Origin of the sequence: Salinispora pacifica DSM 45544, from assembly GCF_000378845.1 — a bacterium.
Taxonomy (GTDB): Bacteria; Actinomycetota; Actinomycetes; order Mycobacteriales; family Micromonosporaceae; genus Micromonospora; species Micromonospora pacifica.
Genome location: NZ_KB905359.1, coordinates 5082032 through 5104495, shown reverse-complemented (window position 1 = coordinate 5104495; position 22464 = coordinate 5082032). Strand labels below are relative to the sequence as shown.

The 22464-nt window shown below is 71.7% G+C and carries 20 protein-coding genes and 1 tRNA gene; 14 read left to right on the top strand and 7 right to left on the bottom strand.

Going from position 1 to position 22464, the window contains the following annotated elements; genetic code table 11:
- Positions 1 to 40: 40 nt before the first annotated feature.
- Positions 41 to 916: a VOC family protein gene (locus tag SALPAC3_RS26130; protein WP_232430533.1), complete on the bottom strand. Its 876-nt coding sequence runs from the start codon at positions 914 to 916 to the stop codon at positions 41 to 43.
- Between the two features lie 461 nt (positions 917 to 1377).
- Positions 1378 to 1500: a hypothetical protein gene (locus tag SALPAC3_RS29105; protein WP_018223584.1), complete on the bottom strand. Its 123-nt coding sequence runs from the start codon at positions 1498 to 1500 to the stop codon at positions 1378 to 1380.
- A 64-nt stretch (positions 1501 to 1564) separates the two neighbouring features.
- Between SALPAC3_RS29105 and SALPAC3_RS0123300 the strand changes: the two genes are divergently transcribed.
- From SALPAC3_RS0123300 to SALPAC3_RS27540, 7 genes are all read left to right on the top strand, one after another.
- On the top strand, positions 1565 to 2287 hold the full coding sequence (locus SALPAC3_RS0123300) for a hypothetical protein (RefSeq protein WP_018223583.1): 723 nt from the start codon (positions 1565 to 1567) through the stop codon (positions 2285 to 2287).
- Positions 2280 to 3233, top strand: a complete 954-nt coding sequence (locus SALPAC3_RS0123295) for a TRM11 family SAM-dependent methyltransferase (RefSeq protein WP_018223582.1) — start codon at positions 2280 to 2282, stop codon at positions 3231 to 3233. The genes SALPAC3_RS0123300 and SALPAC3_RS0123295 overlap by 8 nt, the downstream gene beginning before the upstream one ends.
- 103 nt (positions 3234 to 3336) lie before the next feature.
- The gene (locus SALPAC3_RS28470; protein WP_018223581.1) at positions 3337 to 3492 is read left to right on the top strand and encodes a hypothetical protein; all 156 of its coding nucleotides are present in this window, start codon (positions 3337 to 3339) and stop codon (positions 3490 to 3492) included.
- Between the two features lie 165 nt (positions 3493 to 3657).
- Entirely contained in the window at positions 3658 to 4092 is a 435-nt protein-coding gene (locus SALPAC3_RS0123285; protein ID WP_018223580.1) for a hypothetical protein, read from the top strand.
- Entirely contained in the window at positions 4089 to 4610 is a 522-nt protein-coding gene (locus SALPAC3_RS0123280) for a hypothetical protein (protein ID WP_230511774.1), read from the top strand. Before SALPAC3_RS0123285 ends, SALPAC3_RS0123280 begins: the two co-directional genes overlap by 4 nt.
- A 6-nt stretch (positions 4611 to 4616) precedes the next feature.
- Positions 4617 to 5102: a hypothetical protein gene (locus SALPAC3_RS0123275; RefSeq protein WP_018223578.1), complete on the top strand. Its 486-nt coding sequence runs from the start codon at positions 4617 to 4619 to the stop codon at positions 5100 to 5102.
- Position 5103: 1 nt separating this feature from the next.
- The gene (locus SALPAC3_RS27540; protein ID WP_198290355.1) at positions 5104 to 6783 is read left to right on the top strand and encodes a recombinase family protein; all 1680 of its coding nucleotides are present in this window, start codon (positions 5104 to 5106) and stop codon (positions 6781 to 6783) included.
- Here the strand turns inward: SALPAC3_RS27540 and SALPAC3_RS0123265 are convergent.
- Positions 6762 to 6848: transfer RNA gene (locus SALPAC3_RS0123265), tRNA-Leu, on the bottom strand. The genes SALPAC3_RS27540 and SALPAC3_RS0123265 overlap by 22 nt on opposite strands.
- Positions 6849 to 7059: 211 nt before the next feature.
- Here SALPAC3_RS0123265 and SALPAC3_RS0123260 point away from each other — a divergent pair.
- From SALPAC3_RS0123260 to SALPAC3_RS26120, 5 genes are all read left to right on the top strand, one after another.
- Positions 7060 to 8313, top strand: coding sequence for a fibronectin type III domain-containing protein (locus SALPAC3_RS0123260; RefSeq protein WP_018223577.1), 1254 nt, complete (start codon positions 7060 to 7062; stop codon positions 8311 to 8313).
- Between the two features lie 148 nt (positions 8314 to 8461).
- Positions 8462 to 11059 carry a fibronectin type III domain-containing protein gene (locus SALPAC3_RS0123255; RefSeq protein ID WP_018223576.1) on the top strand — a complete coding sequence of 866 codons (2598 nt, stop codon included), beginning with the start codon at positions 8462 to 8464 and terminating at the stop codon, positions 11057 to 11059.
- Between the two features lie 25 nt (positions 11060 to 11084).
- Positions 11085 to 12080: an AAA family ATPase gene (locus tag SALPAC3_RS0123250; protein ID WP_018223575.1), complete on the top strand. Its 996-nt coding sequence runs from the start codon at positions 11085 to 11087 to the stop codon at positions 12078 to 12080.
- Between the two features lie 3 nt (positions 12081 to 12083).
- Positions 12084 to 13247, top strand: coding sequence for a DUF58 domain-containing protein (locus SALPAC3_RS0123245; RefSeq protein ID WP_018223574.1), 1164 nt, complete (start codon positions 12084 to 12086; stop codon positions 13245 to 13247).
- Complete coding sequence (locus tag SALPAC3_RS26120) at positions 13223 to 15589, top strand: transglutaminase TgpA family protein (protein ID WP_198290354.1); 2367 nt, start codon at positions 13223 to 13225, stop codon at positions 15587 to 15589. Before SALPAC3_RS0123245 ends, SALPAC3_RS26120 begins: the two co-directional genes overlap by 25 nt.
- On the opposite strand, the gene SALPAC3_RS0123240 is transcribed toward SALPAC3_RS26120, so the two are convergent.
- Positions 15477 to 16385: an SDR family oxidoreductase gene (locus SALPAC3_RS0123240; RefSeq protein WP_018811254.1), complete on the bottom strand. Its 909-nt coding sequence runs from the start codon at positions 16383 to 16385 to the stop codon at positions 15477 to 15479. The two genes, SALPAC3_RS26120 and SALPAC3_RS0123240, sit on opposite strands and share 113 nt — an antisense overlap.
- Entirely contained in the window at positions 16382 to 17356 is a 975-nt protein-coding gene (locus SALPAC3_RS0123235) for an LLM class F420-dependent oxidoreductase (RefSeq protein ID WP_018223572.1), read from the bottom strand. Before SALPAC3_RS0123235 ends, SALPAC3_RS0123240 begins: the two co-directional genes overlap by 4 nt.
- A gap of 100 nt (positions 17357 to 17456) precedes the next feature.
- On the opposite strand from SALPAC3_RS0123235, the gene SALPAC3_RS0123230 reads away from it, so the two are divergent.
- Positions 17457 to 18335 (top strand): DUF1028 domain-containing protein, encoded by an 879-nt coding sequence (locus tag SALPAC3_RS0123230; RefSeq protein WP_018223571.1) that lies wholly within the window; start codon positions 17457 to 17459, stop codon positions 18333 to 18335.
- Positions 18336 to 18428: 93 nt separating this feature from the next.
- Here the strand turns inward: SALPAC3_RS0123230 and SALPAC3_RS0123225 are convergent, their stop codons facing one another.
- Both SALPAC3_RS0123225 and SALPAC3_RS0123220 read right to left on the bottom strand, forming a co-directional pair.
- Positions 18429 to 19145, bottom strand: a complete 717-nt coding sequence (locus SALPAC3_RS0123225; RefSeq protein WP_196231364.1) for a maleylpyruvate isomerase N-terminal domain-containing protein — start codon at positions 19143 to 19145, stop codon at positions 18429 to 18431.
- Between the two features lie 3 nt (positions 19146 to 19148).
- Positions 19149 to 20036, bottom strand: coding sequence for a phosphatase PAP2 family protein (locus tag SALPAC3_RS0123220; RefSeq protein ID WP_018223569.1), 888 nt, complete (start codon positions 20034 to 20036; stop codon positions 19149 to 19151).
- 256 nt (positions 20037 to 20292) lie between these two features.
- Between SALPAC3_RS0123220 and SALPAC3_RS0123215 the strand changes: the two genes are divergently transcribed.
- Positions 20293 to 22410, top strand: coding sequence for an MMPL family transporter (locus tag SALPAC3_RS0123215; protein WP_018223568.1), 2118 nt, complete (start codon positions 20293 to 20295; stop codon positions 22408 to 22410).
- The last annotated feature ends 54 nt before the right edge of the window (positions 22411 to 22464 follow it).

Below are 22464 nucleotides of genomic sequence, written 5' to 3'. Positions count from 1 at the left end.
GTCCGGTCGGAGAAGGTCACCTGCGCGGAAGAGTCCCGCACTAGGGGATTACAAATCCGAGCCTCGGATTGGAAAGCCGCAGCTCAGGCAGGCTGCTTACGGGCGCTTCCGGGCGGTTGGAGCGTCGAGGACCAGGGTCGAGGTGGCCTCGTTGACCACATCGGCGTACGGGTCGGACAGCTCGCCGGACTCGATCGCGGCCTTGAGCCGGGCGACGGCGGCCGTACGCTGCTTGTAGAGGTTCCAGCGGGACTGACCGGTCCGCTCGGCGTACTCGGTCAGGCTGACGTCCTCCATACGTCGCGCCGATAAGCTCCGCCTCCTGGAGGGTGATGGCCCCGGCGTTGACCGCGCGGGCGAGGACGAGATCCGGGTGCCCGTACGGGGCCGGTGGCAGCACCGCGCCGGGGGCGTGGTTCGGTGCCCCGGACGAGGCCGGCTCCAGGTCGCGCAGCTCCGTGCGGGCCTTCGAGAACGCGGCCGACAGCAGGTGTCCGACCACGCCCGGCCTGTCCAGCTCGACGGTGCCGAGCGCGCGGAGGAAGTGCTCGACGATGGCGGCCTGCACGTCTCCGGTGAACAGCTTGGCCAGCAGGTACGCCTTGAACCGCAAACCCGGCAGAGCGACGCCAACGGCACCGGCACGCCACGCCGGGTCACCGGTACGGGCGTGCTGCACCAGCAGCCGCCACGCCGCGTCTCGGGCGGCGTAGCTGCAGGACGGGTGCATCAGGATCGCCGACAGCTCGGGCAGGGCGATGGCCCGGCGGGGCAGGCCATGGCCGAGGCTGCGGCCGTCCACCGACAGCGGGCTCGGTCCCTGCCCCATCAGCCGGAATCGGTACTCGATGTCGTTGAGCAGCGTCTCGCCCCGCTGTGCGGCGGCCGGCTCGGTGGTAGGGGTACGACGGTCCATGGTGGTGCTCCCTCGTGATGACCGTGTGCCGTCCGGCGGGAGTGCCGGTCGGCGCTGTGCCACCACGCCACCAGGGCCTTTGAACAGATCATGAACACTGCTGATCTTGTTCAAGGTGTCTCGACCCGCGTTCAACCCGGCCGTCGCCAATGCCCGTCGATGCGCCTCGGCGGCAGCCGGCCGAGACCCCGAGTCGGGCTGTTCAACCCGTGGTCAGGCTGTTCAAGCACTCCGCGCCGGCCGCAGCCGCTTCGAGACCGCAGGCTTGAACACGCCCGCAACGAATCCACCTATACGAATCCAGTCGGAGGGCCAGGAGAGGCTATGGAACGCGCCCCGGGCGATCTTGTTCAAGCCCCGAGGCACGTCAGCCCAGTCGTGTTCAAGCAGGCGAGGATCTTGTTCAACCCGGCTAACGATCTTGTTCAACCGGTCACAGCTCCCTCGCGATCCGCTGCAGGTCAGATGATGCGGACGGTGGGCGTCTCGACGGCCCTGACCTGCGTGTTCAACCCGTCGATGATCTTGTTCAACCCCTCCGCGTCGGCCAGGGTGCCGAGGTCGGCGCGCGGCGGGGCTTCCAATCCGGGGCTCGGATTTGTAATCCCCTAGTGTCAGCGCTCGTCGGCGGACGTGGCCCACACGCCCATGCCGAAGCCCAGCTCCACCGCCTCCGGTGACCGGCCCCAGCCGGCACCGGTCGGCCTGCTCCTTCCCCGTACCCGTTTCCCGCGCACGCCCCGAGTGGGGGTGCCGGACTGGCACGGGGTGTCCCCGAGCCACCTCGCTTACCTCATCCGCCGCTACACCCACGTCGGTGACGTGGTGCTCGACCTCGACGCGCACCCCGCCGCCATCGCCGCGACCGCCTACATGAACCGGGTGCCGGCCCGGCTGTTCACCGGTCGCCACGGCCTGCACGTGCGGCTCCTGCCACCCGCCCCTGAACGCCGGACCCGCCACGCCCTGCGTCGTCCCGGCCCACGTGTCGACCTGATGCTGGCGGCCCTGCCGAAGGGCGCGCAGGGCCTCACCCAGGACGACGCGGCCACGGCGATGAGCACCTGGCGGCCCCTGCTACGCCCCGGCGGGTCCCTGCTGGTCGGCCTCACCGCGCCGCCGCCGGGCGAGATCAGCCGCCGCGCCACGGTCATCGCCGCCGCCCGCGCCGCCGGGCTTTTCTACCACCAGCACATTCCCGCCGTCCTTGTCCCGCTGCCCGAGCACGAGCCGCGCACCGCCCCGCAACGCCCCGACGAAGCTGACGACGGGCGCCGTCTGCTCGCCGGTCGTCACCTGCCGGCCTTCCGAGATTTGGTCGTGTTCGGCACCACCGCCACCGCCACCGGTGAGGAGAACGCCCGTGCCTGAGCCCCGTCCGCTCCACCCCGCCGACTCGCGCGACCTCGAACCGTCGCACCCCGGCGCGTCCGACCTGGCCGCCCTGCTCGCCGAGGGCTATCTCGGGTCGGTCTGGCTCACCGGTCAAACCGCATCGCGCGACCTGCGGCGCGGCCGGTACACCCCGGAGTCGTTGACGCACCCCGGCAAGATGCTGCCGACCATCCCCCGGTACGCCATCCGCACCTACACCAACCTCGGCGACGTGGTGCTCGACCCCATGGCCGGCATCGGCACCACCGTCATCGAGGCCATGCACCTCGGCCGTCACGGCGTCGGGATCGAGTACGAAGCCGAATGGGTCGCCAAGGCAGCCGACAACATCCGCCACACCGTCGCGGCCGGGGCACCGGGCCAGGGCGAGATCTACCAGGGCGACTCGACCACGCTGCCGGCGCTGTTGCCGGCGAGCCTGCACGGACGGGTGTCGCTGGTCATCACCTCGCCGCCGTACGGGCCATCCACCCACGGCCACGTCCGCACCCCCGGCCCGAGACGCGGCAAGATCCGCAAGATCCACCACAAGTACGGCGGCGTGGACAACCTCGCCTACCGCAGCCACGGCGAACTGGCCGACGGCTTCACCGCGATCCTCGCCGGATGCCGCCAACTCCTACGTCCCGGCGGACACATCGTCGTCACCGCCCGGCCCTACCGCCGCCATGGCGAACTCATCGACATCCCCGGCATGGTCGTCGCCGCCGGCATCAACGCCGGCCTCGAACTGGTCGAGGAATGCATCGCCCTCATCTGCGGCATCCGCGACGGCGTGATCATCCCCCGCGCCTCGTTCTTCCAGCAGAAGAACATCCGCGACGCCATCGCCACCGGCGACCCGCAATGGCTCGTCCAACACGAAGACGTGGTGGTTCTGAGAGCCCCGACCGGCGGTGCAGAGGTTCCCGATGGCCGGTAGCCCGCGTACGTCCGGGGCGGCCAGCAGCAGACCGCGCCGGGTCTCGCCTAACGCCGACAAGAGGCACAAGACTCGCGGCAACGCTCCCGCGAGCGGGGAGCCCGTGGAGGCGACGGGTGCCCGCGGTGACGAGCCCGAGGTTCAGTTCGAGGTCACCGTTCTCGACGGTGACGCCGGCCGACGGCTCGCTGTGCTGCAAGCCGAGGTGATCCTCGACGTACTGACCTGGCTGCACCAGCACCGAACGGCGTCCTCCTGACCGCGCCTCCCGCACGTCCTCGACGTGCTGTGGAGGATGCGGCAGCCGCAGCGGTCTTGATCCCTTCAACGAGTTGAGCGGTGATCGACGCCCACGGGCCGACCGCCAGCACCGGCGGTCGGCCCGTGGCCTGATCCACACGCCAACAGCAGGAGGAACACGTCCATGTACGCCACCGTCACCCGTGACGGCACCGGCCGCATCGTCGTCTACGGCCCCTATGGCATAGCCGTGACCGCATCGAACGATCAGGCGGTAACCGTGGCCATCTGCCCACCGGGTGCCGCCGACCGCACCACCGGCACCCTGGCCCACCCCTACCAGCACGCCACCGCCGGGCCAGCGCTCACCACCGCCCCCGTGTGCGCCCCCGCCACCGCCTCGGTGGGCGACCTCAACGCCCCGACCGTCGCGGTGTGCATCCACCCCCGCAGCCACAGCGTGTTCGTCGTCGGTCCCTTCACCGGGCCTGACCGCGCCGAGCAGTGGTGGCACACCCGCACCAACCGATTCGCCGAGACGGGCGCACACTGCCACGTCCTCGCGCTCACCGCCCCCAGCACCGGCGACGCCACCCCGAGCAGCGGAGACGAGGCATGAACCCCCGCGCAGCGACACCGCCCCCGCGCGTGGCGTTCTACGGCCGGACCGCCGACGCGGGTGACCTTGCCACGGCGGCCCTCGTGCTCGGCGGTCAGTACCAGCAGTGCGCCTCGGTCCTACCCGAAGGCGCGATCACGGCCGTGTTCTACGACCTCGGCACCCGGCCCCACTACCAGCGGGCACCAGCCAACCTCTCCCTGACCAACGAGCGAGAAGTTGGCCGTGACGGCGGTCTGGATGACCTGATCACCGAGGCCAAGCGGCCCGAACGCCGATTCGACTTCGTGATCAGCACCGACGTCTACCGCCTGTCCCGCCGCGAGGCACCGGTCTTCGCGATCATGCGTGCGCTTGCGGTCGCGGACATCGAGTTCCTACTCGCACCCGAGATCCGCGACGGCCACGGGCTCCCGGTCACGCCGTGGCAACTGCGCAGCGTCGCCTATCTCGACGTACTGACCCGCCTGCACGACCAGCGGCGGGAACACCGCACTCCAATCGACCGCAGGAGGTAAGCATCGATGGACCCCACGGTGACTCGCCACAGCACCCCCGCCCAACTGGCAGCGATTTCCCGCGCCTTCAACAAGCACGTCCTCGGCACGGACAGGCCCCGACTCGTCGAGTCATGCCTCCGACTCGTCTCCCCACACACGACGAACCAGCCGGCCCGCGTCCAAGACACGGCGTATCCCGCAGCAGCGGAACTCGCGGACTTCGCGGTCGGGCTGACCGTCGACCTCTCCCGCCTGCCGTCGCCGCTCGTCCGGCGCATCCTCGACGCGTTCGCCATCGACCTCAACAGCCCCTCGAAGGGCGCCAGCACACGCCTCACGATCACCATGAGCGCCATTCTGCGAGCCCATGAACTGCCCAAATCGGCCCTCCGTCTGGAAGTCCCCGATGACTGGCCTGCCCTGACGCCGCCAGCCGCGCGGGCACTCCTACGCCTCCTGAGCCACGTCGCGCAGCGCCGTGACACCGCCCCTTCCCCCCACGGAGCATGATGTGACCACCCTGCCCTTCGCGTTCCTCGGCCGCTGTTCCACCGAGGACCAGCAAGACCCCGAATCGTCCCGAGGCTGGCAGCGCAACCGCGCCACGGCCCTGATCGAGCCGCACGGCGGGATCATCGTCGCCGAGTTCTTCGACATCGGGCAGAGCCGCTCCCTGCCCTGGCAGCGTCGGCCCGAGGCCGGCGCCCTGCTCCGGGCACTGCGTGACCCGGCACGCGGATTCGACGCCGTCGTGATCGGCGAACCCCACCGCGCCTTCTACGGCAACCAGTTCGGCCTCACCTTCCCGCTGTTCACCCACTACGGCGTGGACCTGTGGGTACCCGAGGTCGGCGGGCCACTCGACCCCGACAACGAGGCGCACGACCTCGTGATGTCGGTCTTCGGCGGCATGAGCAAGGGCGAACGGAACCGGATCAAGGTACGCGTCCGCACCGCCATGACAGCGCAAACCAAACTCGAAGGCCGATTCCTCGGCGGACGCCCACCATACGGCTACCGCCTGATCGACCTCGGCCCGCACCCCAACCCCGGCAAGGCAGCCGACGGCAAGCGGCTACACGGACTCGCTCTGGACGACAACACCGCCCCGGTCGTCGCCCGAATCTTCGCCGAGTTCCTTGCCGGCAACGGCCTCTACGTCATCGCCGAAGGACTCACGGCCGACGGCATCCCCTGCCCCTCGGCCTACGACCGGGCACGCAACCCCCACCGCTCCGGCATCGCCTGGTCCAAGAGCGCCATCCGAGTCATCCTCACCAACCCCCGCTACACCGGCTGGCAAGTCTGGAACCGCCAACGCACCGACGAGATTCTGCTCGACGTCAACGACGTTGCCATGGGCCACACCAGCGTCATGCGCTGGAACCCACAACAGCAGTGGGTCACGTCCAACGACGAAGCACACCCAGCGATCATCGACACCGAGACCTTCGACGCCGCTCAGGCGCTCCTGCGCCGCCGGGGTCGTGGTCCCGGCGGCGAACACAAGAAGCACCGCGCTCGCCACATCTACCTTCTGAAGGGCAGCCTGTACTGCGCCTTGTGCAACCGAAAGATGCAGGGCCAGCGATCCAACGGCGAGGCATACTACCGCTGCCGCTACGCCCAGGAATACGCCCTCGCCAACAAGATCAACCACCCCCGCAACGTCTACCTCCGCGAACGTGACCTCATCGGCCCGCTCGACGCCGCCCTCGCCCAAGCGTTCGCCCCACACCGCATCGCCGACACCATCACCGCACTGACCGAGCACCAAGAAACCCCCGACATCGACCACGAGGCCGACCGCGCCCGCATCCAACTCGCCGAGTGCGAAACCAAGCTCACCCGCCACAAGGCAGCCCTCGAAGCCGGAGCCGACCCCACCGTCGTCACAAGATGGATCGCCGAGGTCGAAACCGAACGCCGCAGCATCCTGGCCGTGCTCAACCGAGCCCGCCCCCAACAGGCTCAACAACACCTGACACGACAGCAGATAGGCGATCTTGTCACCGCGCTAGGCGACATCATCACCGTGCTGCGAGAGGCCGACCCCACCGACCGCGCCGAGGTGTACCGGCAGATCGGGCTACGCCTGACCTACGACCCTGGAAAGCAGAAAGTCCGCGTACAAGCACAGCCTGTAGCGGACTTTCATGGGGAAATGGTTGGTGTCCGAGGGGGGACTTGAACCCCCACGCCCTATACGGGCACTAGCACCTCAAGCTAGCGCGTCTGCCATTCCGCCACCCGGACTTGCTCTTTCCAGCCTACCGCGACGACCGAAGTGATCTTCTCACCTGTCGGCTACCCAGCGGGCCGCACGAGGAGTTACTGTACACCGCCCGGATGGATCATGCACATCGGCTCTCGGCGGGCGAGAATACGGACAGGAGTGCTGTCGCAGTAGCGTCGGGGCACGTCGGGCCGGCAGCATGACCACGTGTCGTATCCCTCGCCCTCCCCCTTGGCCGCGGTGCAGCATCGGGCTCTCGCCCTGCGTCACGCCGGCGACCTGGCCGGCGCGCGTCAACTCCTCACCGACACGGTGGAGTCGGCCCATCCGCCGCCGTACGGCCCGGATCATCCCGAGGTGCTGGGCACCGCGCACCTCCTGGCACGACTGCACCGGGAGGCTGGCGACCCGAGCGCCGCCCGCCGGGTGCTGGAGGAGGCGCTCGCGGCGGGTCAGCGCCTCCGGTCGGACGCCGATCCCCTGTTACTGGCGCTCGTCTTCGAGTTGGCGACCGTGGCGGACGAGCTCGGCAACCGACACGAGGCCCGCCGCAACTTCCATCGGATCCTGATCGCCGGTTCGGCCGTGCTCGGGGCCGACCATTCGTCGGTCCGGGCGGCTCGGGCCTACTTCGACGAGGCCGGAATGGCTGACGGCTCGTCCGGCCCGCCCGGCCCGCCGCATCCAGTGCAGCACAATCCGGGGCGCCCGGGCGCTGAGACGGTCGCGGCGCTGCCCTCGAACGTTCGACGGGTGCAGCCGCCGGTTCCGCCGGAGGCCGCGCCGGCTCCATCGGGTCCATCTCCCGGCCATACGACACCACGGCGTCCGACGGTCGGACCGAGCCCGGACGGGGACGGCGGCAGGCGACGGCCCCGACCAGGTCAGCCCTGGGGTCCGCGATCCACCCACGGCTCTTTCGACGCCCGCCCCGCACCTGGGGTTTCAGCCGGTGAACTCGCGCCGGGCCCATCCCGGATAACGGACGATACCGATGTCAGTCTGCTGCCGGCCGCGCATCCGGCCGGGGCGCAGCGGCGGCGCGACCGGAACTGGACCGCGGTGGTCGCGGTACTCGCTGCGGCGGGGGTGGCCGCGGTGGCGATTGTCGGCACGGGCTTGGTGGTGCTGCTTCGGAGCGATCCGGCGGCCGCTCCGCTGCCGGAGACACCCCGGGGGTCGGCGGCGGAATCGCCGAGCGGGGTACCGAGTGCGCCGCCACCGACGGACCTGAGTCTGCGGGACGACCTGACCACAGTCACTCTCACGTGGACGGACCCGTCCGACGGCAGCGTGCCGTTCGTGGTGGCCGCTGGCCAGGCGGGGCAGCAACTGGGGATGAACGGCCGGGTGGAGCCGGGGCGGACCAGCTACACGATCAACGGCTTGAGTGCCGAGGTGGACTACTGCTTCACGGTGTTGGCGGTGTATTCGACGGAGACGTTCACCACGTCCGGGCAGGTGTGCACCGATCGCGAGCGGTAAATAGCCGGGCAGTACGCTGCGTGTACGCCGGTGGACGGTACGGGTTCCCTTACCGCTGCAGAGCCAAATATGATGGCAGCCGACTTCTGGGAGGGCCGCCGTCTTCGGACCCGTGACCTGCTCGAACGATACGGGGAGGCAACTGGTTGTGGCCACCGTCGATGATGGCGTGACTCCGCGTCGCCGCTTTCGTGGTGGGCTGGTCACCATCGCCACTGTGATGGCGCTGCTGGCCGCGATGGGGCTGACTGTGCTCGGGGTGGGCGCCGCCGACAACGCGGTGGCCACCTTCGACGCCAGTTCCTGGTTGTGGAGCAGTGCTCGGGGTGAGTTGGCTCGGGTCAACGGGGTGACGGCGCGGGTGGACACCCGGCTGGAGGTTCCGGGCGCGCAGCAGCATCCGGTGCAGGTCACCCAGACCGACCGGCTACTCGTCCTGCGGGATCTGAGCACGGGCCAGGTCAGCTCGCTGGACCTGGCCACGTTGCGGATCCTCGCGACCTCCCCCACCACGCCCGGTCTCGGGGTGAACGTCGCGTTGCACGAGGAGGCGGCGTTCGTGGTGGACGCGGTGCAGGGCATCGTCCGGCAGCTCGATCCGCGGTCGCTGTCGCCGGTCGGCGAGTCGGTCCGCTTTCCGCCGGGCATCACCGGTGGTTCTTTTGACGGTGCGGGCCGGCTATGGATCGCCGTGCCGAGCGAGGGGACCGTCTCGGCGATCAGCGCCGCGCCGCTGCCGTCATCGTCGGCGGGCGCCGAGGGGGGTCTGGGTCCGGAGCTGATCGAGACGTACGACGTGACCGAACCCCATCACGAGCTGATGGTGTCCACTCTCGATGAGGGTGTGGCGGTGCTCGACCGGACGGCGGGTTCATTGATCATGGTGCGTGCGGGGGATGTGACGCGGACCCCGCTGGTGACCTCCGCGCCGGCGGTGCTACCCGCCCGGACCAACGGGTCGGCGGTGCCGGTTACGGTGCCGTCGCAACGGCAGGTGCACGTGGTCGCGGACGGGGTGGTCACCAACTTCACGGTGCCCGGTGAAGGGGGCGACCTCAGCCCGGCAGTGTCATGGGCGGGCCGGTTCTACTGCGCCGACGAGGCCACCGGCACCGTGTACGTGCTCGACGAGGCCGGCCGGCTGGTCGATTCGATGTCCGGCGCACCGGCTGGTCCGCTTGAACTGGAGGTTCGGGAGAACCACCTGTTCATCAACGCTCCGGACGCGTCGATCGCCCGGGTGGTGGACGACCGGCACCGGATGCGGGAGGTCGACAAGTACGCCAACGACGTGCTGGGCGGTGACCCGCCGCCCACTCCCCCACCGCCGCCCCCGCCGCCGAAGCCGAAGGAGAGCCGGCCGGGTCCACCGCAGGCGGTCACCGCGGCGGCCGGGGACGCCCGGGCCCGGGTGAGCTGGCGGGCCGCCGCCGCCAATGGCGCCGAGATCATCAAGTATGTGGTGTCCGGCGGTGGGCAGCGCGTCGAGGTCGGCGCCAGCCAGCGGGCGGTGGAGATCAAGGGGCTGACCAACGGGGAGACGTACGCCTTCTCGGTGTTCGCGGTCAACGCCAAGGGGGACGGCCCGGCACGGACCAGTAACCCGGTGACGCCGACGGCGGAGGTGCCGGACCCGCCGGCGAGCGCGACCGCCGAGGCGCGCCCGGACGGGACGGTCGCGGTGCGCTGGCCGGCGGCGGACGGGCAGGGCAACACGATCGACCGGTATGTGGTGACGGCCACCTCGGCCGGCACGAACTCGCTGGCCGGGGAGGCGACCGGGACGGAGTTGGTGGTGCCGGCGGGCGAGTTGGAGTTCGGCCGGCAGTACGCGTTCTCGGTCGTCGCGGTCAATGACAGGGGTGCGGGTTCGGCGGCCTCGCCGGTGAGTAACACGGTGGTGCCGTACGCGCCGCCGGGGGAGCCGGTGGAGCTACAGGCCACGACGGTGGCGGAGCAGCCGGGGACGGTCGCGGTGCGGTGGGGGCCGGCGGCGGCGAATGGCCGTCCGGTAGCGGCGTACCTGGTGGACGTGGGTGGTCAGCGGAGCGAGGTGACCGACACTCGGACGACGGTCAGCGGGCTGGGTGACGGCAAGCAGGTCACGGTCAAGGTGCGGGCGGTCAACGAAGCCGGGCCGGGGCCGGAGGCCACGGTTCTCGCGCGGACTGTGGCCGCGCCGAAGGTGACGGTGACCGGTTCGTCGGCGACCGCCACGTCGGTGACGGTGAGCTTCACTGTGGATGCCGGCGGTGGTAAGGCGACCTGCACGTTGAGCACCAGTGGCAAGCCGGCGAAGTCCGGCCCATGTTCCCGGATCACGTTGTCCGAATTGACGGCCAGCACCGCGTACACGTTCACGGTGACGGCGACGAACGTGGCCGGCCCGGGCAGCGCGACCCGCGCGCAGTCGACGGGGGTGCTGTCCGGGACGGCAACCTGCGAAAACGGCGACTCCGGGGACCAGCGGACATACTGTGACGCCGACGTGGACGGCCGCAACGGTAACGAGATCTTCTCGGCGCCGCGGCAGGATGACCCCCGGCAGGTCGGGTGGGCCAGGCCGGGCACGCGGTTGAGGGCGTACTGCCGGCAGGCGGGCGAGGAGGTGTACGCCTTCGTCTACAACGGGCGCAAGAGGAGCACCTGGTGGGTGCAGGTCGACTTCCAGGGGCGCAACTACATTCCGTGGGCCTGGCTGAACCTCGACGGTGGTGACGACATCAACGCCCTGCCGACCTGCTGACCGACGCCAGGCAAGGAGCACCAGCGTGAGTTCCCCCGGGTTACTCAATGAGTCGGAGGTGCAGGGCTTCGCTGCCCTCGCCGCCCGGCTGGCCGAGAACATCAACGCGGTCGTCCTGGGCAAGCCGGAGGTGGTCCGGTTGGCTCTGACCGCGCTCTTCGCGCAAGGGCATGTGCTGCTGGAGGATGTACCGGGGGTCGGCAAGACGACGCTGGCCCGGGCTGTCGCCGCCACGGTGCAGGGTCGGTGGCGGCGGATCCAGTTCACCCCGGACCTGCTGCCGTCGGACGTATCCGGGGTGACGATCTACAACCAGGCCAGTCGGGAGTTCGAGTTTCATCCGGGGCCGGTCTTCGCCAACATCGTCATCGCCGACGAGATCAACCGGGCCTCGCCGAAGACCCAGTCGGCGCTGCTGGAGGTGATGGAGGAGCGCACGGTGACGGTGGACGGGGTGGGCCATCCGGTTCCGCAGCCGTTCCTGGTGGTGGCGACGCAGAACCCGGTGGAGATGGATGGCACGTACCGGCTGCCGGAGGCGCAGTTGGACCGGTTCCTGGTGAGGTTGTCGGTCGGCTATCCGGACGAGGCGGTTGAGGTGGAGGTGCTGCGGGGCGCGACAGCGCGTTCTCCCGAGGCGCTGACCCCGGTCACCGACACCGCGACGGTCGAGGAGATGGTGCGGATGGCGCGCCGGGTGCACATCGCCGAGCCGTTGTACGGGTACGCGGTGCGGATCGCGGCGGCGACCCGGGACCATCGGCAGGTCCGGGTGGGGGTGAGCCCGCGTGGGGTGATCGCGTTGACCCGGGCGGCCTGCGCGTACGCGCTGATCGACGGCCGGGGTTGGATCATGCCGGAGGATCTGAAGCTGCTCGCTGAGCCGGTGTTCGCGCATCGGCTGCTCCTCACCCCGGAGGCGCAGGTGCGGGGGGTGACCCCGACGGAGGTGCTGCGTCAGGCCATCGCCTCGGTGCCGGTGCCGCTGCCGTCCGGGCAGGCCACCACGGTCCGCGGTTGAGCTGTGGGGGTTACTGCCCGGGGGGTCGGGTTGTTTGTCGCTGCCGCTGCCCTGCTGGTGGCGGGCTTCCGCTTCGCGTACCCGGAGTTGGCGTTGCTGGGCGCGGCGGGGGCGACCGCGGGCGGCTACGCGTTGGCCGTGGCCGTGTGGCGGCCCCGGTTGGCGGTGGTCCGCCGGGCCGAGCCGGACCGGGTGGGGCGCGGTGAGCCGGCGACGATGACGGTGACCGTCCAGAACAGTGGCCGGCTCCGGTCGGCGAACCTGGTCGCCGAGGACCGCTGTGGTGGGGTCTCGGTGCCGGTGCCGGTGTTGCGGCTGCGGCCGGGAAAGGACACCACGGCCCGGTACGACGTGCCGACGACCCGCCGGGGCGTGGTGCCGGTGGGGCCGCTGCGGGTGACCCGGCGGGACCCGCTGGGTCTGGTGTCGTTGTCGCGCCCGTACGGCGAGACGGTGCCGGTGTGGGTGCACCCGCGGGTCCATCCACTGAACGTGATGCCCACCGGCGCGGGGCGCAGCCTGGACGGCCAGGTGGATTCCGTCCCGCACGGTTCGATCACCTTCGACTCGCTGCGGGAGTACGTGGTCGGGGACGAACTGCGTCGGGTGCACTGGCGGACCAGTGCGCGGGTGGGTGAGCTGATGGTTCGGGAGAACGTGGACACCAGCCTGCCTCGCCTGGTGGTGTTGCTGGACAACCGGGCGGTGGCTCATCCGCAGCGGTCGGCCGGTCTGGCGGAGTCGTTCGAGGCGGCGTGTGAGGCGGCGGCGTCGGTGCTGACCGCCGCGTACCGGGCCGATCTGCCGGTGGTGCTGGTGCTGGTGGCCCCGGCGGAGGAGGTCAACGCGGCGGGTGTGCCGGATGCCGGGGTGGTGGGCCCGCTGGATCGGCTGGCGGCGGCGGGACTCGGTGCCGACACCCTGGACGCCACCCTGACCCGGCTGCGGGGGGATCGCCTCGGCGACACGCTGATCGCGCTCACCGGCCCGGGCGGGCGGGCGACGCTCGGCCGGTTCGGTGCGCTCCGCGGCGCGTACCCGTCGGTGGTCGTCGGGGTTTTCGGGGCGGCGGAGCAGGCGCAGCCGCCGACGGCCGGCCTGGTGGTGATCGACGCGGTGGACGGGGCGGCCTTCGCCGCCGAGTGGGATCGGGTGCGACGGTGGTGAGGATGGCCGAACGCGGTGCCGGTCTCCCCGCGGGGAGGAGGTCGCTCCTGACCTCGGAGTTGCCGTTGGCGGTGGTGTTGGTCGTGCTGGTGACGCTGGCCGGGGTTGTCCTCGGGCGGATGTACGCCGGGGATCTGCTCCCGCTGCTGGTTGCTGGTGCCGCGGCCGGCTCGGTGCTGGTGGGGGTGCTCTGTCGACGGCTGCCCTCGTGGCTGGTGGCGCCGCTGTCGGTTCTCGGGCTGGCGGCGTGGACACTGTGGTCGTTGCGGCTCACCGCCGATCGTGCCGACCTGCCCGGCCCGCTGGTGGAGGTCGCTGGCGAGGCCGCCCGCAACGGCATTCCCCGGCTGTTGACCGCCATGATCCCGGTGGAGCCGACGCCGGACACGGTCCTCGTTCCGGTGGTCGCCGCCTGGTTGGCCGGGCTGGCCGCCAGTGAGGTGACGTTGCGGGCGGGTCGGGTGTTGCTCGGGTACCTGCCGCCGGTGCTGCTCTTCGCCGGCGCCGTCTACCTGGTCGGGCCGAACGCCGAACCGGCGGTCGGGCCGACGCTGGTCTTCGTGGCGGTGGCGGTGCTCGGGCTCGCGTTGCCGGGACGGGACCGGCCGGCCGCTGCGGACCGGCTGGCGGGGCTGCCGCCGAGGGCCGGCGCGGCAGCGCGGATCCGGCTCGTCGGGGCGTCCACGGCCGGTACGGCGGTCGTGGTGGCACTGGCGGTCCTGCTCGGTCCCGCGCTCGTCGGCATGGTCGGCGGCCGGCCGGTTGACCCGCGCCGGTACGTGGAGCCGCCCCGCGTGGACTCGCTGGACGAGAATCCGTTGATCCGTATCTCGGGTTGGGCACTGCAACCGGAGCAGAAGCTGCTGGACGTGACGACCCTCGCCACCGACGGGGCAGACCCGGCCGGTGCTGGGGTAGGCCCGGCCGGTACCGGGGCACGGATCCGGCTGGCGGTGCTCAGTGACTACGACGGGGTTACCTGGCAGGTCGGCGCGACGTACCGCAACGCGGGCCGGATCCTCCCGGCGACGGATACCGCGCCGGGGAGCATCGTCGAGACGGTCCGTCAGGAGTTCACCGTCGCCGAGTTGACCGGGCGGTTGTTGCCGGCGGTCGCCACCCCGCGGGAGGTGACCGGGGCGCGGGTGGCGTACGACCCGGCGACCGGGACCCTGATTCACCCGGAAGGGCTGGCCCCCGGGCTGCGGTACACGGTGACGTCCGCCCAGGAGCGGCCGGAGGTCAACCTGCTGGCCACGGCGGAGGTGCCGGCCGGGGCGGAGGTGGCGCGGGTGCTGCGGGTCGCCGACGGGGTGCCGGAGTCGCTGCGCCGGTTGGCGGAGCAGCTCAGCGAGTCGACCGGCGCCCCGTACCAACGGGCGGCCGCGGTGGAGCAGTTCCTCGCCGAGCACTACCGGCTGGTTCCGGACGCCCCGAGTGGGCACGCGTACCCGAATCTGGAGTTCTTCCTGTTCGGCCCGCGTAACGCGGGCGGGCAGCGGGGAACGTCGGAGCAGTTCGCGGCGGCGTTCGCGGTGCTGGGTCGGCTGGTGGGGTTGCCGACCCGGGTGGTGGTCGGGTTCCGGCCGTCGGGCGACGGGCCGGTGCGGGCCGGGGACGCGTACGCCTGGCCGGAGGTGTTGTTCGACGGGCTGGGCTGGGTACCGTTCGATCCGCTACCCCAGCCGGACACCGAGCCCCAGCCGGTTGAGGAGGGGTTGCGTCCCCCGCCGGAGGAGCCGCCGACGCCGGAGCCGGAGCCGAGCACGGAGCCGCCGGTCACTCCGCAGGCCTCCGGCGCGCCGGTGGGGCCGGCAGACGCCGTCCGCGGGTCACCGTCGGTGTTGCTGGTCGGCGGTGTTGCGGTCGGGGGTGGGCTGGCCCTGGCGGCACTGCTGCTGCTGACGCTGCTGTGGCTACGCCGGGCGCTGAGTCGGGGCCGGCTGGAGCGCGGCTTCCCTGGTGAGCGGGTGGGCGGCGCCTGGCGGGAGGTGACCGACGCGCTGCGGCTCGCCGGGCAGCCGGCCACCGGTGATCTGGCCGCCACCGAGGTCGCCGTGGTGGCGCGGGAGGTGTTGGCGCAGGCCCGCGGGGCCGACGCGGAGCCGGCGCCGGCCGCGGCGGTGGGGGTCACCGAGTTGGCGGACCTGCTCAACCGGGTCGCCTTCGCCCCGGGCACGCTCACCGAGCAGCAGGCCGAGCGGGCCGCGGCGATCGCCCGGGCGTATGTCACGGCGCTGCGGGTGGCCCGTCCCTGGTGGCGCCGTCTGCTGTGGCCGGTCCACCCTGGCCCGCTGCGTCGGGACCGCGCGGATCGGCGCCGGCGGAGCGCCCGGCCCTGACTGTCGACCCGGTCAGCCGACGAATGAGTTTACGCAGTCCGGCCTGCCAGCCGTCGGGATCCTCCGCGCGGCGGCGGGCGTATTCGGCGACCTCCGGGTGCGGCAAGATCAGGAACCGTTCCTCGGCGAGCCCGGTGATCACCGCGTCGGCCACCTGGTCCGGAGTGAGTACCGTGCCGGAGGCGGCGACGACCCGCGCGGCCAGGTGCCCCGCGGCCAGTCCTCCGGTGAGCATCGGGGTGGCGACGCCCTGCGGGCACAACGCGCTGACCCGGATGCCCTGGTCGCGGTAGGTGATGGCGAGCCACTCGGCGAAGGCGACCGCGGCATGCTTCGTGGCCGCGTAGGGAGCGTCCCCCACCGCGGTCAGCACACCCGCGGCCGAACAGGTCATGAGCAGGTGCCCACCGCCGCGGGCGAGCATCGCCGGCAGCACCGCCCGGGCGGTGTAGACGTGGGAGAGCACGTTGACCCGCCAGGCCCGATCCCAGTCGGCGTCCGGGGCGGCCTCGCCCCCACCGGTAGCCACGCCAGCGTTGGCGCAGAACAGGTCGATCCGCCCGTGGCGTCGCTCGGTCTCGGTGACCAGCGCGTGGACCTGCTCCTCGTCGGTGACGTCCACCTCGACGGGCCGGGCGACGGGCCCGACCGTGTCGGCGACCGCGCGGGCGGCCGTGGGGTCCAGATCCGCTACCACCACGGCCGCCGCTCCCTCCGCCGCGAACCGCCGGGCCAGTGCGGACCCGATGCCCCCGGCCCCGCCGGTGATCACCGCCACTCGGTCGGTGAGGTTCATCGGGGCTCACCCCCGCCCAGTCTGGCGAGCACGTCGAGGAGTACCGCTACGTCGCCGGTTGCCAGCTCGGGCGTTGGCAGCAGCGCCAGTACGGGGACGTCCACACCGGCCGAGGCGTACCGCTGCACCTGGGCCCGGCACTCCTGCGGGCTGCCGTGCAGGACGAGCGCGTCCACCACCTCGTCCGGCACCGCCGCCCCGGCGCCCCGTCGGTCTCCCGCGGCCCAGGCCGTCCACATCGGGTCGAGGACCTCGGCGCGCCCCAGCCAGCGGTGGAACTCCGCGTACGCCGGGACGGTCAGGTAGCTGGTGATGAGCCGGCGGCCCAGTGCGCGGGCGTACCCGGCGTCGGTGGTGGGGCAGACGAAGATCCGCGCGACGACCTCGAAGCCGGGGCGAGCCCGGCCGAGCGCGCCCAGCACCTGCGGCAGGTCGGTGGCGGCGAGCCAGTTGAGGATCACGCCGTCGGCTTCGGCGGCGGCGAGCCGCAGCATGCCCGGGCGCAGCGCGGCGAGCAGCAGCGACGGTGGTACGGCCGGCGGGCGTTCCAGGGTGAAGCGCCGGACGGCGAAGGTGTCGTACGCTCCGTCGACTGTCTTTCCGGCCAGGGCGGCGCGCAGGAAGCGGAGCACATCGCGGGTGCGCCGGTACGGCTCGCTGAACTCGCCGGCGTTCCAGTCCCGGACGATCACCGGCGACGAGGCGCCGATGCCGAGGGCGAACCGATCGGGGGCGGTCTCAGCGAGAGCGGCGGCGCTCATCGCGAGCAGCCCCGGTCCGCGGGTGAAGACCGGTGTCACCGCGGTGCCCAGCCGCAGCCGCGGCGCCCAGGCGGCGGCCAGCGCCAGCGGCGTGAAGGCGTCCGCCCCGGTCACCTCGGCCGACCAGACGTCGGTGAATCCGACCTGGTCGAGTACGCGGTAGACCGTGGCGTGGTCGGCCAGCGGAATGCCGCTCAACGGTACCGTCATGCCCCATCGCGTCGTCATCGGTCGATGATGTCCGGCCGACGGGCGGTGGGCAAGATCTGGCCGGGCCTCCCAGCCCGGTCACCGCGCTACGCTGCGGCTCGTGACTTTCTCCCTCGTCGCCCGCTCCGCCGACGGCAAGCTGCACGGAGTGGTCGTGGCCAGCAGATTCCTCGCCGCCGGGGCGCTGGTGCCGGCCGCGGAGGCCGAGGTGGGCGCGATCGCCACCCAGGCGCACGTGAACCTGGCCTACCGGCCGCAGGGCCTGGCGTTGCTGCGAACCGGGGTTGGCGCGGCGGGCGTGGTCGCCGGGCTGGTAGCCGCCGACGACGAGCGCGACCACCGCCAGCTCGGTGTCGTGGGTGCGACCGGCCCGGGTGCCGGTTGGACCGGGCCGGCCTGCCGCCCCTGGGCGGGCGGGCAGTCGGGAGATGGCTGGGCTGCGCAGGGCAATATCCTCGCCGGTCCGCAGGTGATCGACGAGGTCCGCGACGGCTGGCTGGGTGGCGAGGGGCTGCCGTTTCCGCAGCGCCTTTTGGCCGCGTTGCGCGCCGGGGACGAGGCGGGCGGGGACCGGCGCGGACGGCAGAGCGCCGGGCTGCTGGTCGTCGAGCGCGGCGCCGGGTACGCCGGCACCGGCGACGTCCTGATCGATCTGCGGGTTGATGACCACCCGGATCCGGTCACCGAGCTGGCCCGGCTTCTCGCCGCACACACTCGACTGTTCAGCCGTCCGGACCCGGGCACCCTGCTGGATCTCACCGGGCCGCTCGCGGTCGAGGTGGCCGGCCTGCTCACCGCCCTCGGGCACCCCGCCGATCCGGAGGCTCCGCAGGAGGCGCTGGTCACCTGGGCGGGTCTGGAGAACCTGGAGCGGCGGCTGGTGCCGGGCCGGATCGACCCGGTCGTGCTGGAGCAGCTACGCCGGACCGCCCCGCTGGTTCCCGCGCCCCGTGCTGCCCGCGCCCGGCCCGCGTCCTGAGCGAGCTGGCGCCGGTCCCAGCAGCACGGCGGTCTCGGGCGGGCCCGGGCGCAGCTCCACCAGCGGGAGGTCTCGGAGCCGCACCCGCAGCGCTCAGGGCGCGAAGCTCAGCCAGCGGAAGTCGACGGCGGCAGCGGTTGCCTGCTCGGCGGGGGTCAACGGCAACCGGCCGGTCGTCTTGCGAATCAGGGTCAGCCGGTCCCAGCCCAGGGCGGCCGGCACCGGCTGTCCACCGGTGAACAGGTCGGCCAGCACGGCGGCGGCGGCCGGCGTCAGCCAGGGTCGCCGTTCGAGCGCCGCGGCCACGTCCAGGCCGTGCACCCCCACCTCGACCACGCGGGTGCGCAGAAACTCCAGCATTGTCATCGCATCGCCGTGCCGGGTGCGGACCAGCCGGCCGGGGGGCTGCGCGTCGATCGCGTCGAGGGTGGCCCGCCGGGCCCGGTCCAGGTCGTCGGCGAGCGTCGCGGCGTCCAGGCACCGTCCCGCTCGGTGGCCGCCGTTGATGCGGTCGGCGTCTACCGACGGGGTGAACTTGGCCGCGCCGAAGTAGCCGGCGGCGTCGACCTGCGCCCGGGGCGGGGCGGGGGCGGCGAGCATCCCGGCGAGCCGGCCGACACCGGTGTGCACGTGGGCGAGCAGCTCGCGGACGGTCCACGGCGGGCAGTTGGTGGCCCGGTCCAGGTCGGTCTCGGTCAGGTCCCGCAGTTCGGCAGCGAGGCGGACGCATTCGTCCCGAAACGCCGCTCGCACCGGGGTGAGCTCCGGCGGGCTTCCGACGGCCGGTTCCCTCATGGCCGGTTCCGTCATGGCTCAGCCCGCGTTTCGGGGGATGAGGCGGTGCGCACTGACCAGGACCAGGGCCATCACGATGGCCATCGTACCGGCGATCCCGGCGGCACCGCCCGCGTAGCCAGCGAGGAGGGGCCGGCGGGCCAACGCGCTCGGGACGATTCGGGGGCCGTCGGCGAGCCAGGCCAGGGCGAGACCGCCGGCGACGACCGCGAGCAGGCCGCCCGTGCCGAGTAGCACGGCGGCGAGCCGGTGCGCGTCGCCGGGGTCGACCTTCGCCCGCTCGCGCTGCATGGTTAACAACGCCAGCCCACCGAGCGCCGCCCAGACCCCGACCACCAGGTACGCGGCGATGGCGTCGCTGGGTCGGTGCCATCCGGCGGAGAGGGTGGCCACTCCGACGGCGGCGGCGTAGCCGGTGCCGAGCAACGCGCCCAGGACTCGGACCGTCGGTGGCAGGACGAGGACCAGCGCCACCGCGAACGAGGCGGCGACGGTGGCGTGACCGCTCGGCAGGCTGTTGCCGGCGAAGATCCGTTGCGGGTCGATGCCGAAGTCAGGCCGGGCGAGGCCGTACTTGAGCGCCTGGGTGGTGAGGTTGGCGCCGACGACGAGCAGGGTTGCGGTGACCGCGAGCGCGACCCGGCCACGGATCAGCGCGATGAACCCGATCACGGCGGTCGCGGCCAGCAGCGCCGCCAGCGACATGGCGTTGAGGATGTGGTTGACCGGTCCGTCGATGCGGTCCTGGCCGATCCGGTTACCGGTGAGGGCGACCGTGTCGAGCCACTGGCCGAGCTCGGTGTGCACGGCGGTGCGCCACACCACGATGAGGGCGACGGTCTGTGCCAGCGCCAGCACGGCCAACCAGACCGCCGTCTCGCGCCTTGCCGTGTCATGCACCCGCACAACCTAACGGCAGGTGACATCGGCTGACCGGGTGACCCACACCGTTACGATTTCACCTGTTCAGCGGAGAGCGGCGGGAAGTCGGAGTGTCAGCAGCCGACACCCCAGATAGTTGACCCATGTCAGATCCGGCCGTGCGCTCGCGCCCGAGTAAACGGAGGGCACTGCTGCCGGGGCCAGACCCGCTGCTGGTCGCGGGGCCGCACGGCGGGCCGGGCCACCGGTACCAGCAAGCCGAACGTTGACGGGGGCCGCGATGCCCACGCGCCACGTCGGCACCCTGATCGCGGTGGTGGTGACCGTCGGGTGGCTCGTGATCGGCGGTGTGGCCCACTCCTTCCCCGGCCGCCTGGACCAGGTCGAGATCGATAACTTCCAGACGTTTCTTCCCGCTGATGCGGAGTCGCAGCAGGCGCAGCAGGACAGCCGTGACATCACCGGTGCGGATTCCACACCCGCCCTGGTGGTCTACGAGCGTTCGACCGGGATAACCGCGGCCGACCAGGAACGGGCGGAATCCGACCTGACCCGCTTCGGTCAGGTGCGCTGGGTTGTCGGCCCCATCGCGCCCCCCGTCCAGAGCCAGGACGGGCAGGCCCTGCTGGTGGTCGTGCCGATCGACAACGCCGTGGGGCAGGCGGAGAACGACGTCATCGATCAGCTGCGTGCGATTACCGGCGGCGACCAGGGCGGACTGACCATCGAGGTCACCGGCCCGGCCGCCTTACGGGGCGACCTGATCACGGTGTTGGCCGGGGTGGGCGGCGAGTTGCTGGTCGTCACCCTGGGCGCGGTGCTGGTGGTCCTGCTGATCATCTACCGTAGTCCGATCCTGTGGGCGCTTCCGCTGATCGCCGCCGGGCTCTCGTACGTGTTGGCCACGGTCTTCATCTACTGGCTGGCCGACGCGGATGTGATCAAGCTGAGTGGGGAGTCGCGGGGAATTCTCACCGTGCTCGTCTTCGGTGCGGGCACCGACTACGCGCTGCTGCTCATAGCGCGCTATCGGGAGGAGTTGACCCGGAGGGAACGCCCTGTTGACGCGATGAGGGTGGCGTGGCGCGGTGCCGCTCCGGCGATCATCGCCTCCGGCTCGACGGTCATCCTCGGCCTACTCGCCCTGCTGTTGTCGGTGCTCAGTTCCACCCGCTCCCTCGGACCGGTCTCCGCCATCGGCATCGCCTGCACGCTGCTGGTGCTGCTCACCTTCCTTCCCGCCCTGCTCGTCCTGGGTGGGCGGCGGGTGTTCTGGCCGCGGACTCCGCGCCCGGAGCAGCGGGCCGCAACCACCTCCCACCGCTTCTGGACCCCGGTCGCCCGCCTCATCGGCCGGCGGGACCGACTCGTGTGGGTGATCGCCGCCATCGGCCTCGGCGTGGCCGCGATCGGGGTCACCCAGCTCGGAAAGCAGGCGATCAACCAGGATGACCTGCTCTTCTCCGGGAACCGGTCGTCGGTCAGCGGGCAGCGTCTGCTTGACCAGCACTATCCCGGCGGTACCGGCAGCCCGGCCATCATCGTGACCAACGCGGAGACCGTTGACCAGGTCACCGCCGCGGCCCGTCAGGTGTCGGGAATCGCCTCCGTGGCACCGGTCACCGCGGCGGGCGGGGCCTCGACCACGGCTGAGCAACCAGGGGCCGCACCGAAGGTCGTCAACGGACGGGCCCAGCTGAACGCGACCATGAGCGACGCACCGGACGGTGACAGCGCCGAGCGGACGCTGCGGCGGCTCCGCACCGCCGTTCACGCGGTGCCCGGCTCCGATGCGGTGGTCGGTGGCTTCACGGCAACAAATGTGGACACGGCCAACGCCGCCGACCGGGATCAGCAGGTCATCTTTCCGGTCGTCCTGGCCGTGATCCTGCTCTGCCTGGCGGTGTTGTTGCGCGCCCTGCTCGCACCGGTACTCCTGGTCCTGACCGTGGTGCTCTCCTTTACCGCCACCGTGGGAATCTGCGTGCTGATCTTCCGGTATCTGCTCAACGTCCCCAAGGTGGACCCGGAGTTCCTCCTGTTCGCATTCGTCTTTCTGGTCGCCCTCGGGGTGGACTACAACGTCTTTCTGATGAGCCGGGTTCGGCAGGAGTCAGAGCGGCTGGGCACCCGACGCGGAGTGTTATCCGCACTCACCGTGACCGGCGGGGTGATCACCTCAGCCGGTGTCGTGCTCGCGGCGACCTTCGCGGCACTGACCGTGCTCCCGGTTCGGCTCCTGGTGGAGCTGGGCATCGCCCTTCCGGTCGGGCTTCTCATCGACACCATCGTCGTCCGTTCCCTGCTGGTGCCGGCCCTCACCCATGACGTTGGTCGCCGAATCTGGTGGCCGAGCCGCCTTGAGCGAAGCGACGGCGGTCCGCCGGGCACCGGATGACCGGAGTGGCAGCCGACCCAACTGTCGCCCGGGTCGCGGACGGGAAGGGGCGGC